The following is a 14,019-nucleotide window of genomic DNA, read 5'->3' as shown; positions in this document are numbered from 1 at the left end:
CCTACAGTGCTGCTGGCGGACAGTGCTGCTGGCGGGCAGTGCTGCTGGCGGGCAGTGCTGCCGCCGGGCAGTGCTGCTGGCGGGCCGACGGCGTTGCAGCACGAGACGATCACTGCGTCCACCACCGCATCCATACCGTTCGGTCAGCCGATCTGCCGCTGGGCCAGAATGCCGTCGTCGGCTAAACTCGCACTTCAGGCGACGGTCCGCGACAGACGGGCGTTGTGGTTCCTCTTGCATTATCCAAATCCATCCGTCGGAAGACCAACATCATGGCGAGTGAGGCATCGACCGAGTCAAAAGAATTGCTGAAACAGGCAATCGCTATGCATCGCGATGGGAATTTGACCCACTCGGAATCGCTTTACAACAAAGTCTTGGAACTCGATCCGAAACAGACCGATGCGTTGCAATTGTTGGGCGTCATCGCGGCCCAATTGGGGAATACTTCGCTGGCGATTGAACGGGTCAACCAATCGATCGCCATCAATCCCAATCAGCCCGGCGCGCTGAACAATCTCGGCAACATGCTGGTCCGAGAAGAGCGGTACGAAGAGGCCTTGGACGCGTTCGAGCGGGCGATCCATTTCGATCCCGACAACGCCCAGTCTCACTTTCATGCGGGGCACGTGTTCGGTTACCTGAACCGCCATCTGGATGCCTTTACAGCCTACACCCGAGCCACCGAATTGGATCCGCAGAACGCGACGGCGTGGAACGCGCTCGGTGCCTCACTGGAGAAACTGGGCCGACTCGATGACGCCGTGCAAGCCTACCAGAAGTCGATCGCGATCTCCCCCGAGTACATCGGGCCCCGAGACGGGCTCGGAAGAGCGTTGCGGCTTGCCGGACGCCTGGACGAAGCCATGGACGTCTATCAACAATGGTTGTCGATCGATCCGGGAAACCCCATTGCGGAACACTTCATCCTGGTCTGCGGCGCTCCCGAGAACGCTCCGGAGCGGGCTTCGCAAGACTATGTCAAACGCACGTTTGATGGCTTCGCCGACACGTTTGACTCACTGCTTTCCCGACTCGACTACCGCGTCCCCGAACAATTGGGAAAGATCGCAAACGAGCTTGTCGCCGATCAAGACCGCGGCACGTTGCGGATCGTCGACCTGGGCTGTGGAACAGGACTCTGCGGCCGCTACCTCAACGATCTGGCAAGCCATCTCGTCGGCGTGGACCTGTCACCGATGATGCTGGCCAAGGCGAGACAACGAGAACTGTACGACGAATTGGTCGAGGCAGAACTCACGCAATACCTGATCGACTGCTCCGAGCAGTATGATTTAATGGTCTCGGCCGACACCCTGATCTACATCGGTGACCTGCGGCTGACCTTTGACGCCGCGGCGGCCGCACTCCGGCCCGGCGGAGCGTTTGTGTTTAGCATCGAAAAGTTGGAATCGGAAGCACGGCAAGCCAATGCCAATGCCAATGGATTTCAGCTGGGAACCAGCGGCCGCTACCAACACACCGAGGCTTGCATTCGAGATTGGCTGCAAGCACGCGGATTCTCCGTCAACGAGTGCATCGAAACGGAAGTCCGTAAAGAAGGGCTTGAGGGCGTGACGGGATACCTGTTCACGGCCACACGAAACCCGACCGATTGACACCGATTCGCCATCACCCCTGCAGGACCCTGATTCAGTGATTTCCGATAAAACGCCGACTCCCCTGGGAGCGGAGGAAGCGAAACTCTTTCGTGACGTTTGCCAAGCCGCCGGCTACACCTCGCCCCGACTGGAGGAACGTTTCGGATTGCTGGTGCCGCCGCCGGGCGACCGATTGCCGGCCGAACTGAGCGCCGGGCTGGACCAGAACGCAACTCCCTTCGATGTTCTGGCCAAAGCGTTCTTCCTGGGAACAGCGGTCGATGCCGAGACGGCAAACGCACTGCTGCCAACGGGCCTGATTGACGCCTGTCGACAGTGCGGCTTATGGATCGAAGACGGAACCGACTACCGCCCGACCGCCCTCGTCGTCCCCGTCGGCACGGCACTGTTGGCATCGGATCTGCAGCGGATCGAATACCAGGACGACGAGCGGTTTGTTCCGGCGCTTTGCGACGCGGCACTGCACCTCCATGCCGTGGCGATACGCCAACGCGTTGGCAAAACGCTCGACCTGTGCAGCGGGTTCGCGCTACACGGCGTCCTCTCGTGCCCACATAGCGAAACCGTGGTGGCGTCCGATTTGAATCCGAGGGCCGAAGCATTCGCTCGCTTCAACGCCGCTTTGAACGGTTTCACGAACCTCCGCGCCGTGACGGGAAAACTGTTCGACGCGGTGAAGGGTGAACGCTTTGACCTGATCCTCGCCAATCCCCCGTTCGTCATTTCGCCCGATGCGGTGACGACGTTTCGATTCAACCCCATCGAGCTGGACGGCTTTGTCCGGCAGATGCTTTCGCAAGCCGTCGATCACTTGGAAGAAGGCGGCATCCTGCAAACCATCTGCGAGTGGGTCGAAATGGAGGGCCAGGATTGGAAAGATCGCCTCCGCGGCTGGCTGGCGGATTCCGGTTGCGACGTTTGGATCCTACCGGCCAATCGACAGTTCCCCGCCAGCTATGCCCGAAACGCGTTGGCGCAAACGATTTCCGATGAAGCTGAACTGGCCGCGGAACAGAACAAGTGGGAAAACTACTTTCGAGAACAGGGCGTCGAAGCCATTCAAGGCGGCTTTCTGTTCATCCGCCGTCGGGCCGGGGAGAATTGGTTCGACGTGACGCAACTGACCAAACCAATCCGTCAACCGATCGGCGACGCAATCGCCCGAGGGTTTTCCGATCGAGACCTGGCGTTGAACGACGACGGCGACGCGCTGCTGGCCAGCCGATTGGCCGTTGCCAATGGGTTGCGCCAGGTCGAGACGTCGCACTGGAAAGAGTTTCGCTGGCAACGCGATTCGATCGTGCTCCACCTCGACGATGGACTGCCCGTCTCGATCGGCGTCGATGAATACGTGCGGACCTTGCTCGAAACGTTTGACGGCAGCCGGCCCGTCTCGGAGTGCCTGGACCTGTTCTCACAAAACGTCGGGCTGGCCATCGAGACCGGACGGAAACAGGGCACCGCGATGGTGCGCTCGCTGCTGAAAAACGGCATCCTGGTCGCGACGGGCCGCTGACGCATCGGTCGCCACACTCGATCCCTAGCGATCGGCTTGAAACCGCTGGATCAATTCACGGAGCGTCATTTCGTTGGCGTAATACTCTCGCTCCACTTCGTTTTGCCCGTGCCAACGCAAAAATTCCAGCAACTCGGATTGGTTCAGCTCCTGGATCAACGTCGGATTGATCGGATACTGGTAACCGTGCTCCTGAATCTTCTCGCACACCTGAACCAACTCCGACGGATCCAGCAAGTTCGCGGCCCCCGCATCGACCAGCGCATGAACGCCGAAGGGTGTCGGTGCCGGATTCTGAGTCAGGAAACGATCGACGACCTGCCAGACGGTGGCGACTTGCAGCGTCTGCCGCAGATCGTCCGCCGGCGGAACGCGCGTGCCCTGGATCGGTGCGGCGGTGGGACGGGAACGGGTGACGATTTTTTTTAGCCATGCGAACATGAAACAAGCATAGCAATACCGTCGGCGTGGGGGGCGCAAAACAAACGCGACCCTGTCTAGACAGACTTGGGTCGCGTTGATGAATTCGTTGAGCGTGAGCCGGAAACGACCCACAGGGCTTAAGCACGATGGCTCAAGGTGACTTACCAGCCGCCGCGGCCTCCACCGCCGCCGCCGCCGTAACCTCCGCCACCGCCGCCGCCGCCGCGGTTTCCACCGCCGCCGCCACCGCCACGGTAACCGCCACCACCACCACCGCCGCCGCCACGCGGCGCTCGCTCTTGGGCTTCGTTGACCCGCAGCGGTCGGCCTTCGAAGTCTTGTCCGTCGAGAGCATCAATTGCTTCCTTGGCAGCCTCGTCGGGCATCGTCACAAAGCCGAAGCCGCGGCTTCGACCAGTCTCGCGATCGGTCAAAACAATCGCATCATCGACCTGACCGTACTGGCCAAAAATCTCTTCCAGCTTTTCCGTCGTAACGGCCCAAGCCAGATTTCCCACATACATCTTCATCGCTACTACAGCTCCAAATTCCGGAAGGCCTCATCACTCGGAGCTGTCCGCGACGCACAATAGGCGTCCATTTCGTTCTGAGAGTCTCGGTCTTCGATCTAGCCGGACAACGACAACCGTCGTCCGCACACGCGGTAAGTGTAACACGATTTCCGGGTCGCCTGGGAGTGATTCTTTCGGGGATTACAAGTGGATACCCAAAAATATGGGTGATATTTTGTCCATCAACGAGGCATCGGGAAGCGAAAGGTGGGGGCAAAGTAGCCGTTCGGGCCGTCATAGAGCGGTTTTTGTTGGTTTGCTCTGCTGGGCTTCGGGCCGCAATGGGCATAGATTGCAGGCCGCAAGACGAAGACAAGCAAGGAAAAAAGTTCATGAAATTCTTCCAAATTGGCCTTTTGATGGTCACCGGATTGAGCGTCGGATGCGGTTCTGGCAAACCGAACGCCGCGCCGGGCGGGGGCGGAGCCGCGTCGGGTGAGAAGCTGCAAGTGGTGGTGACGGTCGGGATGGTCGGCGATTTGGTCCGCAACGTGGGCGGCGATCTGATCGACGTCACACAGATCTGCGGCGCCGGGGTCGACCCCCATCTCTACATGCCGACGCGCGATGACGTCCAAGACATCATGGAGTCCGACGCCGTCTTTTATTGCGGTTTGATGCTGGAGGGAAAGATGGCCGACACGCTTGAAAAAGTGGGACGTCGCAAACCCGTGTTTGCCGTGACCGACGCGATCGACCGCGGCCTGTTGATGTCCGGTGACGCCAGCCAATCGACAACAGAAAACGGGGCGCACGGTGATCCCCATGTCTGGAACGACGTCTCGATGTGGAGCCAATGCGTGGACCTGATCCGCGATCAACTGACCGTCTTGGCGCCCGATCACGGAGACCGGTTTGCGGAGAACGCCGCGGCCTATCGAGCCGAGTTGCAGGAGTTGCACACGTACGGGCTTCGGGTCATCGCCACCATTCCCGAAGACAGCCGTTTGCTGATCACATCCCATGATGCGTTCAACTACTTCGGACGCGCCTACGGATTGGACGTGCGGGGGATCCAGGGAATCTCGACGGAATCCGAAGCCGGCCTGCAACAGATCAACGCGTTGGTTGATTTGCTGATCCGTCGCAACGTCAAAGCCGTCTTTGTCGAAAGCAGCGTGTCGCCGAAGAATGTCGAGGCCTTGATCGAAGGCGCCGCCAGCCAAGGGCACACGGTGGTCAAGGGCGGCACGTTGTTTAGCGATGCGATGGGACGCGAGGGCACGTACGAGGGAACCTACATCGGCATGTTGGATCACAACCTGACGACCACCGCACGCGCCCTCGGCGGCCAGGCAGATCCCGGCGGGTTCCAAAGTAAGCTGAGCGGTCAAACGGAGCATTGACGGCGTGACGCCGACGGCGACCGGATCCAATCATGCAGAACCCACCAGAAAGAACGGATGATGCGAACCTTCCCACGGCAGCGCGGGACGACGGGGCGGGCGTGAACGTGCCGTTGTCGGTCTACGATTTGACCGTGGCCTATCACCGCAAGCCGGTGATCTGGGACGTCGGCTTCGATCTTCCCGCCGGTCAATTGATCGGAATCGTCGGTCCCAACGGCGCCGGCAAAAGCACCTTGCTCAAAGCCGTGATGGATCTGATCCCGCGTGCATCCGGTCGCGTGCGTGTGTTCGGCGATACCTATCGAGAAAACAGGCACCGGGTCGGTTACGTGCCGCAGCGTGAAAGCGTCGATTGGCAATTCCCCGTCAGCGCCCTGGATGTCGTCGCGATGGGGTTGTACGACCAAATCGGTTGGTGCCGACCGGTTCGCAAGAAACATCGCGACCAGGCCCGCGACGCGCTCGGCCGTGTCGGGATCGGCGACCTGGCCGATCGTCAAATCAGCCAGCTTTCCGGCGGCCAACAGCAACGCACGTTTTTGGCCCGAGCCCTGGTGCAAGACGCCGACTTGTACCTGATGGACGAACCCTTCGCCGCGGTCGACGCCGCCACCGAGCGGGCGATCGTCGAAATCTTGCGCGACTTGAAGGGCCGTGGCAAAACCGCGGCGGTCATCCATCACGACTTGCAGACCGTTCCCGAATACTTCGACCATGTGGTGCTGTTGAACATGCGCGTCGTCGCACACGGCCCCGTCTCCAAAACCTTTACGCAAGACAACCTGCAAAAGACCTACGGCGGACGATTGACGCTGCTGGACGAAGTCACCGAAGCGATGCGGCGACGGGAGAGTTCGCTGTGAGATTTGAGATTTGAGATTTGGGTAACCCAACGATGTGGCGTGCAATGACCAGCCGGTTGAACGCGTCGACCGAGATCGCTTCGAGCGTTTCGGGCGTGCGGCTGTCTCGTGGCCTGTTGCTGCTGGCGGTGCTGGCGGTTTCGGCGACCGTCTGTCACGCGCGGGGCCGACGGTCGGCCGACGCCCGATCGCAAACGTCCGCGTTTGAGTGGACCGACACGCAATGGGGCCGCGTGTTGCTGATGAAGGATTACAACACGCGGATCGTGATCTTCGGCGTCGCGGTGCTCGGCGGGGCCTCGGGATTGGTCGGCAGTTTCACGCTGTTGCGCAAGCGCGCCTTGATGGGCGATGCGCTCAGCCACGCCAGTTTGCCGGGGATCGCGATCGCATTCATCGCCGCCAATTGGTTCGGAGGGGACGAAAAATCCCTGCCTTGGTTGCTGGTCGGTGCGACCGCCAGCGGGTTGCTGGGCGTGGCGGTGATTCTGGTGATCCGCAACCAGACGCGGTTGAAGGAGGACGCGGCGCTGGGCATTGTGCTGAGTGTCTTCTTTGGCGCCGGCGTCGCGCTGCTGGGTGTGATCCAGCAGATGGACACCGGACACGCGGCGGGTTTGGAGGGTTTTATCTATGGCAAAACCGCTTCGATGCGGGCGGCCGATGCGCGATTGATCGCCGTCACGTCGCTGATCGTGATCGCCGGCTGTCTGGTGCTGTTCAAAGAACTGAAACTGTTGTGTTTTGACGAAGGGTTTGCGGGGGCGCAGGGATTTCCCGTGATCGCGCTCGATGTCGGCTTGATGACGATGGTGGTGCTGGTGACGATCGTCGGTTTGCAGGCGGTGGGGTTGGTGTTGATGATCGCGTTGCTGGTGATCCCGGCGGCGGCGGCGCGGTTCTGGACCGAAACGATGTGGCGGATGATGCTCTGGGCGGCGCTGCTGGGGACCGGCGGCAGCATCGTGGGCGGATTGGTCAGCGCGTTGTTCCCGGGGCTGCCTTCGGGTGCGATGATCGTCTTGGTGTGTTCGCTGTTTTTCTTCGTCAGCATGATGTTGGGGACGCGACGCGGGGTCATCATCCGGTTCGTGCGCCGGATGCGGCTGAACCGTCGAATCGATCGCCAGCATTTGCTGCGGGCGATGTATGAACAGCTCGAAAAAACATCCGGCGGGCAAGACCACTCGGGTTTGGCCGAGCGTGCCAACCGACGCCTTGCCGTCAGCCTTGGCAAGTTGCTTTCGATGCGAAGCTGGTCGCGGCGACGTTTGAGCCGTGCGATCGAGCGTGCGGTCGAAGACGAGTTGCTGCGGATCCAGAACGGCGCCTGTAAATTGACGCAAGCCGGATTCGCCGAAGCGGCGCGGTTGACCCGCCAGCACCGTCTGTGGGAGATGTACTTGATCGCCTACGCGGACGTCGCGACGGCCAACGTGGACCGCGACGCAGACAAAATCGAGCACGTCTTGGCACCCGAGGTGATCGACCAGCTGGAAGATCTGTTGGATGAACAAGGCATGACGATCCCGGTGCCGCAAAGCCCCCACGGCCCCCTGAACGCTGACCAAGCACTGAACGCTGACCAAGCACTGAACGCTGACCAAGCACTGAGCGCCGACGCGGGGCAGACGGTTGAACAGATCGAGGCCGGAGGTCAATCCGGCACGCAGCAACAACCGGACGCCCCGGGGGGACCCCAGTGATGACCGGCGAACCGTTTGGTGCCTGGATCGGACAGATGCTTTCGCTGGGATTTTCCTGGAGCTGGGGTCTGGACGGCTGGATCGTGGTGATCGGCGGCTTGGCGGCCGTCGCGTCGTCGCTGCTGGGGAATTTCTTGGTGCTCCGCAAGATGAGCATGCTGGGGGACGCGATCACGCACGCCGTGCTGCCTGGGATCGCGGTGGCCTTTCTCTTGACCCAGACCCGCAGCAGTCCGGCGATGTTCGTCGGCGCCGTGGTCGTCGGCCTGATGACGGCCGTGTTCACCGAATGGATCCGCGGGGCCGGCGGCGTCGACGAAGGGGCTTCGATGGGCGTCGTGTTCACGTCGCTGTTTGCGCTCGGATTGGTGATCTTGGTCCAGACCGCCGATGCGGTCGACTTGGATCCCAACTGCGTGCTGTACGGATCGATCGAGTTGACTCCGCTCGATACGGTCGCGATCGGCGGTCGCGACGTGCCCCGAGCGGCGGTGGTCCTGGCACTGGTGACCGTGGTCAATGCGTTGTTCGTGTTGTTCTTTTTCAAGGAATTGCGTTTGACCTCGTTCGATCCGGCGCTGGCGACGACGATGGGTTTTTCGTCCAAGTGGATGCACTACGGGTTGATGGTTCTGGTCTCGGTGACGGCGGTCGCCTGTTTCGAAAGTGTGGGCAGCATTTTGGTGGTCGCGATGTTCATCGTGCCCGCCGCGGCGGCCTACATGTTGACCGATCGGTTGGGCGTGATGATTGCGATCAGCGTCGCCTTGGCGATCGTGTCGGCGGTGCTGGGCCATGTTTTGGCGCTCAGCGTTCCGGCCTGGATCGGATACCGCAGCACGACGACGTCGGGCATGATCGCGGTGGCCGCCGGAGGCCTGTTTTTTGCCGCCGCGACGCTCAGCCCCCGACACGGCGTGTTGGTGAAACTGGTCCGACGCCAACTGTTGTCGCTTCGCATCCTCTGTGACGACATCGTCGCGTCACTGTTTCGGGGCGAAGAACTGGATCAACGGCCGCCCACGGCGACCTGGTTGGCCGGGGAATTGTTCGCGTCGAACTGGTCCATGAAGGCCGCCCTGGCGATGCTGCGCCGCCGCGGTGAAGTCGCCGATCAGGACGATCGATTGCAATTGACCCACGTCGGACGCGAACGGGGACAACGGTTGGTCCGATCGCACCGATTGTGGGAACAATACCTGGTCGACCGGGCCGGCAGCGGCGCCGAGCGGATCCATGACCAGGCGGAGCGATTTGAGCACTTCACCGACCGCAATCTGCGCGACGAGTTGGCCAAAGAGACCGATACACCGGTCGAAGATCCACACGGCCGGCCGATTCCCGACGAGAGTTAAAAAGTCACGGCTGATTTTGTAATTCGTGGCCTACGGTTTCCCTAGTGCTTTGTCAGCTTTCAATTTTCGAGCCTGCGTTTGTCGAGCGGAAAAGGGGTCACGAGCGGAAAAGGGGTCAGGTACCAAAAACCAAATGGCCCGCAGGGTGCTTCGCATTTTTGGTACCTGACCCCTTTTCCGCGGTACCCTAAGTATAAAAGTTGACGAAGCACTAGGGCGTACCCGCGAGAGTCCGCGGGTCACCGGTCAACCACGAATCAATCAGATAGGACGATGGCTACAATTCCCGCTAAACGCAGCAGAACGCTTGTCGATTCGGAGGTCCAGGGCAGTCTGGTCCGCCGCGTGGCGTTGCACTGGATTGTGTTCTTTGTTTGCAACACGATCGCATTGACGTTCTGGATCCGACTGTTCGAGCAACCCGATGCCGATTGGGGACAGACGTTCGGCGACACCGTTCGTCGGTTCTTGCCGTTCTTTGTGATCACGGCCGCCCTGATCCCGGCCTTCGTCTGGGACACGTTGAAACTGAGCCATCGCTTTGCCGGCCCGATCCTGCGATTGCGGAACACGCTCAAGGACATCAAGGCGGGCCGCGCGGTCGCCCCGCTGAAATTCCGCGACAACGATTTTTGGCAAGAGATGGCGAGCCACTTCAATGACGTCATGCGGCTTCGAGATGCCGACGGCCCGACGGGTCCGGGCGGGTCCGAGATCGAACCCGCCGGGAGGGAAGTGTCCGATGGCTAACCCCTTCAAACGCAGTTCGATTCTCGGCGCGCGAAGTGGTCGCCGGAAACGAGACGGGGTGGCTGCGGTTGAATTCGCGGTCTGCATGCCCGTGATCGTGCTGCTGGTGTTCGGATCGATCGAGGCGTCCAGCTTCATCTTTCTCAAACAGTCCCTCAATGTCGCCTGTTACGAGGCCGTCCGTGAGGCCTCTCAATCGGGCAGCACCGAAGCGGACGCCGACGCGCGTGCGGTGGCGATCCTGGAATCCCGGCGCGTCAATGACTTCGAGATCCAATTTCCGACCGGTGTCGACGACCTGCAACGTGGCGAACAAGTCGTCTGTGAAGTCTCGGCCCCGACGCGAACCAACAGTCCGATCGCGGGGGAATTTGTCACCAACCGAACGCTGGTCGCCCGCGTCGTGATGTTAAAGGAATAGATCAACCGTGCCCCACCCCATTGATAATCCAAGTCGTTTGAACCCCATGGTCAAGTACCGTCTGATGCGTCGCCGGCAACGCCGCGGTGCGATGCTGATTCTGATCCTCGTGATGCTGGTCGGTTTTCTCGCCACGGTCGCCTTTTCGGTCGACATCGCACACATGCACCTGTCGCGAACGGAATTGCGGTCGGCCACCGACGCCGCTTCCCAAGCGGCATCACAAGAATTGTCCAAGTCCTTTGACACGTCGCTGGCGATTCGCAAGGGCCAGGAGATCGCGTTGCTCAATCGAGTCAACGGGCAACCGCTGCAGCTGGAATCCGGTGATTTCGAATTCGGCCGCAGCGATCTCGATGCCGACGGACGCTTCGTCTTTCGCCGCGGTGAGACACCACTGAACACCGTCCGCGTGACCGGGCGCCGCACCAGCGACTCCGCCTCCGGAGCGATCCCGTTGTTGTTCGGAAACATTCTGGGGTTCAGCACGTTTGAACCCGAAATGACGGCGGCGGCCACGTACATCGAACGTGACGTCATCCTGGTGGTCGACCGCAGCGGGTCCATGAGAGGATCCAAGTTCGCGGATCTGCAAACCGCGATCGGCGTGTTCGTCGCCACGCTCAACACCACCCCGGTCAACGAGCAAGTCGGCTTGGCATCCTACAGCCAGTTTGCCACCGAGGATGTCGCCCTGACCGCCAACCTGGTCGAAGTGACCGACGGCTTGTCCGCGCTGGTCACCAGCGGTCGCACCAGCATCAGCCGCGGCATGAGAGCCGGTGAGGCAATCATGCTGGACGGACGCGACCAGGAATTCGTGGAACGGACGATGATCGTGATGACCGATGGACTGCACAACGAAGGCCCCGAGCCGAGCACCGTGGCCACGGACTTGGCTGCCAGCCAGATCCAAATTCACACGATCACGTTCGGCAGCGGCGCCGACCAAGACCGGATGCGAACGGTCGCGCAAATCGGTGGCGGCAAACATTTCCACGCGCTCAGTGCCGCCGAACTGACCGAGGCCTATCGTGAAATCGCTCTCACCCTGGGAACGGTGATCACAGAATGACAGCCACACACAATTCAGCGATCGCGACAAACGGGAGTGACAACCACGTGAATGCCCCAACCGCGGATTTTCAAACCGACACAGGCTTCCAATCCGAGATCCGACCACCTGACCGCGCGCGAACCGGCAACCGAGTCGGTCGGCGGCGGCGACGCGGGTCGGCCATGGTCGAATTCGCGATCGTCGCTCCATTGCTGTTCTTCTTTTTCTTCGCCGCCTTTGAATTCTGTCGCGTCGCGATGATTCGGCACACCGTCGATAACGCGGTCTACGAAGGCTGTCGCAAAGCGATCGTCCCCGGGGGCACCGCGGCCGACGCGCGGTCGACGGCCAACACCGTCCTGGGAACCCTGGGGCTGCATGGCGCCACGGTCAACGTCTCCCCCGCTCAGATCAACAACCAGACCCCCGAATTGACCGTGACCATCGAAGTCTCCTTGGATGCCAACACGTTCGTGCCGCCACAGTTCACCGGCGGCAAGAAAATTGTCCGGACGCTGACGATGAAGCGTGAAACCGCCAATCTGTAGCGGGCAATGGGCTACACTGGTCGCTTCTCCCGCTTCGCCGTCACAGGACGGCCAGCCGGGATCTCCGCTCCAGTCTTTTCGATGCAGTCCGATGGGAATCCGCTTTTCGTGTCACGGTTGTGGGAAACCGCTGAATATCAAAACCGAGTTGGCGGGCCGTCGTGGACTCTGCCCCGAATGCGGCACCAAGTTTCGTATCCCACTGGCCGACACCGAATTCTCAACTCCGATCGCCCCGTCCGGTGCGGGGGCGGGGGCGGGGGCGGGAAACACGGGCACCCCGAGCGAGCGATCCGCCGCCATCGCCACACCGCAAGCAGCAACCTCGCAAGCAGCAACCTCGCAAGCAGCAACCTCGCAAGCAGCAACCTCGCAAGCAGCAACCTCGCAAGCAGCAACCTCGCAAGCAGCAACCTCGCAAGCAGCAACCTCGCAAGCAGCAACCTCGCAAGCAGCGATCCCGCGCAACGAGGAACCCCGGCCATCCCCGGCGGCAACCTCCGCCAGAGAGGACGCACCACAAACCGAGAGCCATCCGAGCGGCCCACAACCGGCAGCGAGCCAACCGGCGAGCACCGCCACGGCGCATGCGGCAGCGGCGAACCCCGCGGTTTCCTCGGCGGGGGCGGAACCGGAATTGCTCTCCGGCGAATCGGCCTCCACCTGGTACGTCCGTCCACCCAGCGGGGGACAATACGGGCCGGCCACCTCGGCGATGTTAAAGGTCTGGATCGACGAGGGACGTGTGGCGAAGACGGCGTTGTTGTGGAAAGACGGCTGGCCGCAGTGGCGTGAGGCTTCCGACGCGTTGCCCGAGATCGCCGATTCGCTACCGGGCTCGCAGTCACTGGACACCGCCGATCCGTTCGCCGACGGCCCGAGCGGGTCAAAATTGACCACGCCGATCGCCCGCGAAAAGACCAGCCGGATCCATTCCGAGTTCGCCGGCGACGCAAAAATCGGTGCGGTTCGACGAAAACGCTCCTCACGGCGGATCACCCTGGTCGCCGTTCTGGCGGCCCTCGTCGTCGGGTTGATCGTCACCCTGTTCTTGGTGGCGTCGACCCGTGGTTAACGCGAGATTTGGTTTCCGACCGGTCTGGACGACTTTCGTACTCTTTGCCTGATCGACTAAAGTGTTCCAAGATTGAACACTGTCTTCCCGTATTCACTGTCTTCCCGTCTTCACTTGACCATCGCGGAGTCCCCTAGATGCGAAACCGATACCCAGCCCTTCGACCTGTCGCTCTGATCGCAGCGTTCCTTTCGTCGGCCGTCCTCGTCGCGGCGAGTCCGGCCACTGCCGAACAGGCGGAGAAAGCCCCCGAGTCGGTCAGTGTGTTTGACAAAGCCGAGCTGAAGGTTCCCGCGGAATTCAAACGGACCCAACCGGCTTCCCGGATCGTGCAGCATGAGTTCAAGGTCGGCGAAGGCGAAACGACGGCGCGGTTGACGATGATGGCTGCCGGCGGTAGCGTCGACGCCAACATCAAACGCTGGAAAGGCCAGTTTTCGGGCGGCGACGAAGCGGCCCAGAAAAGTGAAAAGATGGACATCGGCAAATGGACGGTTCACATCGTCGACGTCAGCGGCGCCTATGCCGAACGCATGGGCGGTGGCCCGTTCGCCGGAGGCAAAGTCGTCCAGCGCGAGAACTACGCGATGGCCGGCGCGATCTTGATCGAGCCGGAAGGACGCCAGTTTTTCATCAAGATGATCGGGCCGGCCGATGTGGTGAAGACCAACCGTGAAAAGTTTGTGACGATGGTCAAATCGATCGGTCAGTGAGACCGCGACGTCGCTGAATGGGTTTCAAGCACCGCTCTTGAGTTTCTGA

15 protein-coding genes are annotated in these 14,019 nt (G+C 61.1%); 12 read left to right on the top strand and 3 right to left on the bottom strand.

Annotation, left to right across the window (positions count from 1 at the left end; all coding sequences use genetic code 11):
- The first annotated feature begins 272 nt into the window (after positions 1-272).
- Complete coding sequence (locus Enr13x_RS09380) at positions 273-1,619, top strand: tetratricopeptide repeat protein (protein ID WP_145385795.1); 1,347 nt, start codon at positions 273-275, stop codon at positions 1,617-1,619.
- Positions 1,620-1,656: 37 nt separating this feature from the next.
- Positions 1,657-3,138, top strand: a complete 1,482-nt coding sequence (locus Enr13x_RS09375; RefSeq protein ID WP_197455895.1) for a methyltransferase — start codon at positions 1,657-1,659, stop codon at positions 3,136-3,138.
- Between the two features lie 24 nt (positions 3,139-3,162).
- Here the strand turns inward: Enr13x_RS09375 and Enr13x_RS09370 are convergent, their stop codons facing one another.
- Complete coding sequence (locus Enr13x_RS09370) at positions 3,163-3,579, bottom strand: hypothetical protein (RefSeq protein ID WP_145385791.1); 417 nt, start codon at positions 3,577-3,579, stop codon at positions 3,163-3,165.
- A gap of 143 nt (positions 3,580-3,722) precedes the next feature.
- Positions 3,723-4,091 (bottom strand): RNA recognition motif domain-containing protein, encoded by a 369-nt coding sequence (locus tag Enr13x_RS39345; RefSeq protein WP_145385789.1) that lies wholly within the window; start codon positions 4,089-4,091, stop codon positions 3,723-3,725.
- 374 nt (positions 4,092-4,465) lie between these two features.
- Between Enr13x_RS39345 and Enr13x_RS09360 the strand changes: the two genes are divergently transcribed.
- From Enr13x_RS09360 to Enr13x_RS09325, 8 genes are all read left to right on the top strand, one after another.
- A complete protein-coding gene (locus Enr13x_RS09360) occupies positions 4,466-5,479 on the top strand; it encodes a metal ABC transporter solute-binding protein, Zn/Mn family (RefSeq protein WP_145385787.1) in 1,014 nt (337 codons plus the stop codon).
- Positions 5,480-5,511: 32 nt separating this feature from the next.
- On the top strand, positions 5,512-6,345 hold the full coding sequence (locus Enr13x_RS09355; protein WP_145385785.1) for a metal ABC transporter ATP-binding protein: 834 nt from the start codon (positions 5,512-5,514) through the stop codon (positions 6,343-6,345).
- 32 nt (positions 6,346-6,377) lie between these two features.
- A complete protein-coding gene (locus Enr13x_RS09350) occupies positions 6,378-8,051 on the top strand; it encodes a metal ABC transporter permease (protein ID WP_231744181.1) in 1,674 nt (557 codons plus the stop codon).
- Positions 8,051-9,406, top strand: a complete 1,356-nt coding sequence (locus Enr13x_RS09345; protein ID WP_231744180.1) for a metal ABC transporter permease — start codon at positions 8,051-8,053, stop codon at positions 9,404-9,406. The genes Enr13x_RS09350 and Enr13x_RS09345 overlap by 1 nt, the downstream gene beginning before the upstream one ends.
- 273 nt (positions 9,407-9,679) lie before the next feature.
- Complete coding sequence (locus Enr13x_RS09340) at positions 9,680-10,156, top strand: hypothetical protein (RefSeq protein WP_197455894.1); 477 nt, start codon at positions 9,680-9,682, stop codon at positions 10,154-10,156.
- The gene (locus tag Enr13x_RS09335) at positions 10,149-10,577 is read left to right on the top strand and encodes a TadE/TadG family type IV pilus assembly protein (RefSeq protein ID WP_231744179.1); all 429 of its coding nucleotides are present in this window, start codon (positions 10,149-10,151) and stop codon (positions 10,575-10,577) included. The genes Enr13x_RS09340 and Enr13x_RS09335 overlap by 8 nt, the downstream gene beginning before the upstream one ends.
- A 7-nt stretch (positions 10,578-10,584) precedes the next feature.
- Positions 10,585-11,652 carry a VWA domain-containing protein gene (locus Enr13x_RS09330; RefSeq protein ID WP_231744178.1) on the top strand — a complete coding sequence of 356 codons (1,068 nt, stop codon included), beginning with the start codon at positions 10,585-10,587 and terminating at the stop codon, positions 11,650-11,652.
- Between the two features lie 47 nt (positions 11,653-11,699).
- Positions 11,700-12,182: a TadE family protein gene (locus Enr13x_RS09325; protein ID WP_231744177.1), complete on the top strand. Its 483-nt coding sequence runs from the start codon at positions 11,700-11,702 to the stop codon at positions 12,180-12,182.
- A 220-nt stretch (positions 12,183-12,402) separates the two neighbouring features.
- Here the strand turns inward: Enr13x_RS09325 and Enr13x_RS39670 are convergent, their stop codons facing one another.
- Entirely contained in the window at positions 12,403-12,717 is a 315-nt protein-coding gene (locus Enr13x_RS39670) for a pentapeptide repeat-containing protein (protein WP_390621070.1), read from the bottom strand.
- A 102-nt stretch (positions 12,718-12,819) separates the two neighbouring features.
- On the opposite strand from Enr13x_RS39670, the gene Enr13x_RS39665 reads away from it, so the two are divergent.
- A complete protein-coding gene (locus tag Enr13x_RS39665) occupies positions 12,820-13,257 on the top strand; it encodes a GYF domain-containing protein (RefSeq protein ID WP_390621069.1) in 438 nt (145 codons plus the stop codon).
- A 137-nt stretch (positions 13,258-13,394) separates the two neighbouring features.
- Positions 13,395-13,970, top strand: coding sequence for a hypothetical protein (locus tag Enr13x_RS09310; RefSeq protein WP_145385781.1), 576 nt, complete (start codon positions 13,395-13,397; stop codon positions 13,968-13,970).
- Positions 13,971-14,019 lie beyond the last annotated feature (49 nt).

It is taken from the genome of Stieleria neptunia, assembly GCF_007754155.1.
GTDB classification, from domain to species: domain Bacteria; phylum Planctomycetota; class Planctomycetia; order Pirellulales; family Pirellulaceae; genus Stieleria; species Stieleria neptunia.
The sequence above is the reverse complement of the archived record's forward strand: the minus strand, read 5'-3'. Positions and strand labels throughout refer to the sequence as shown.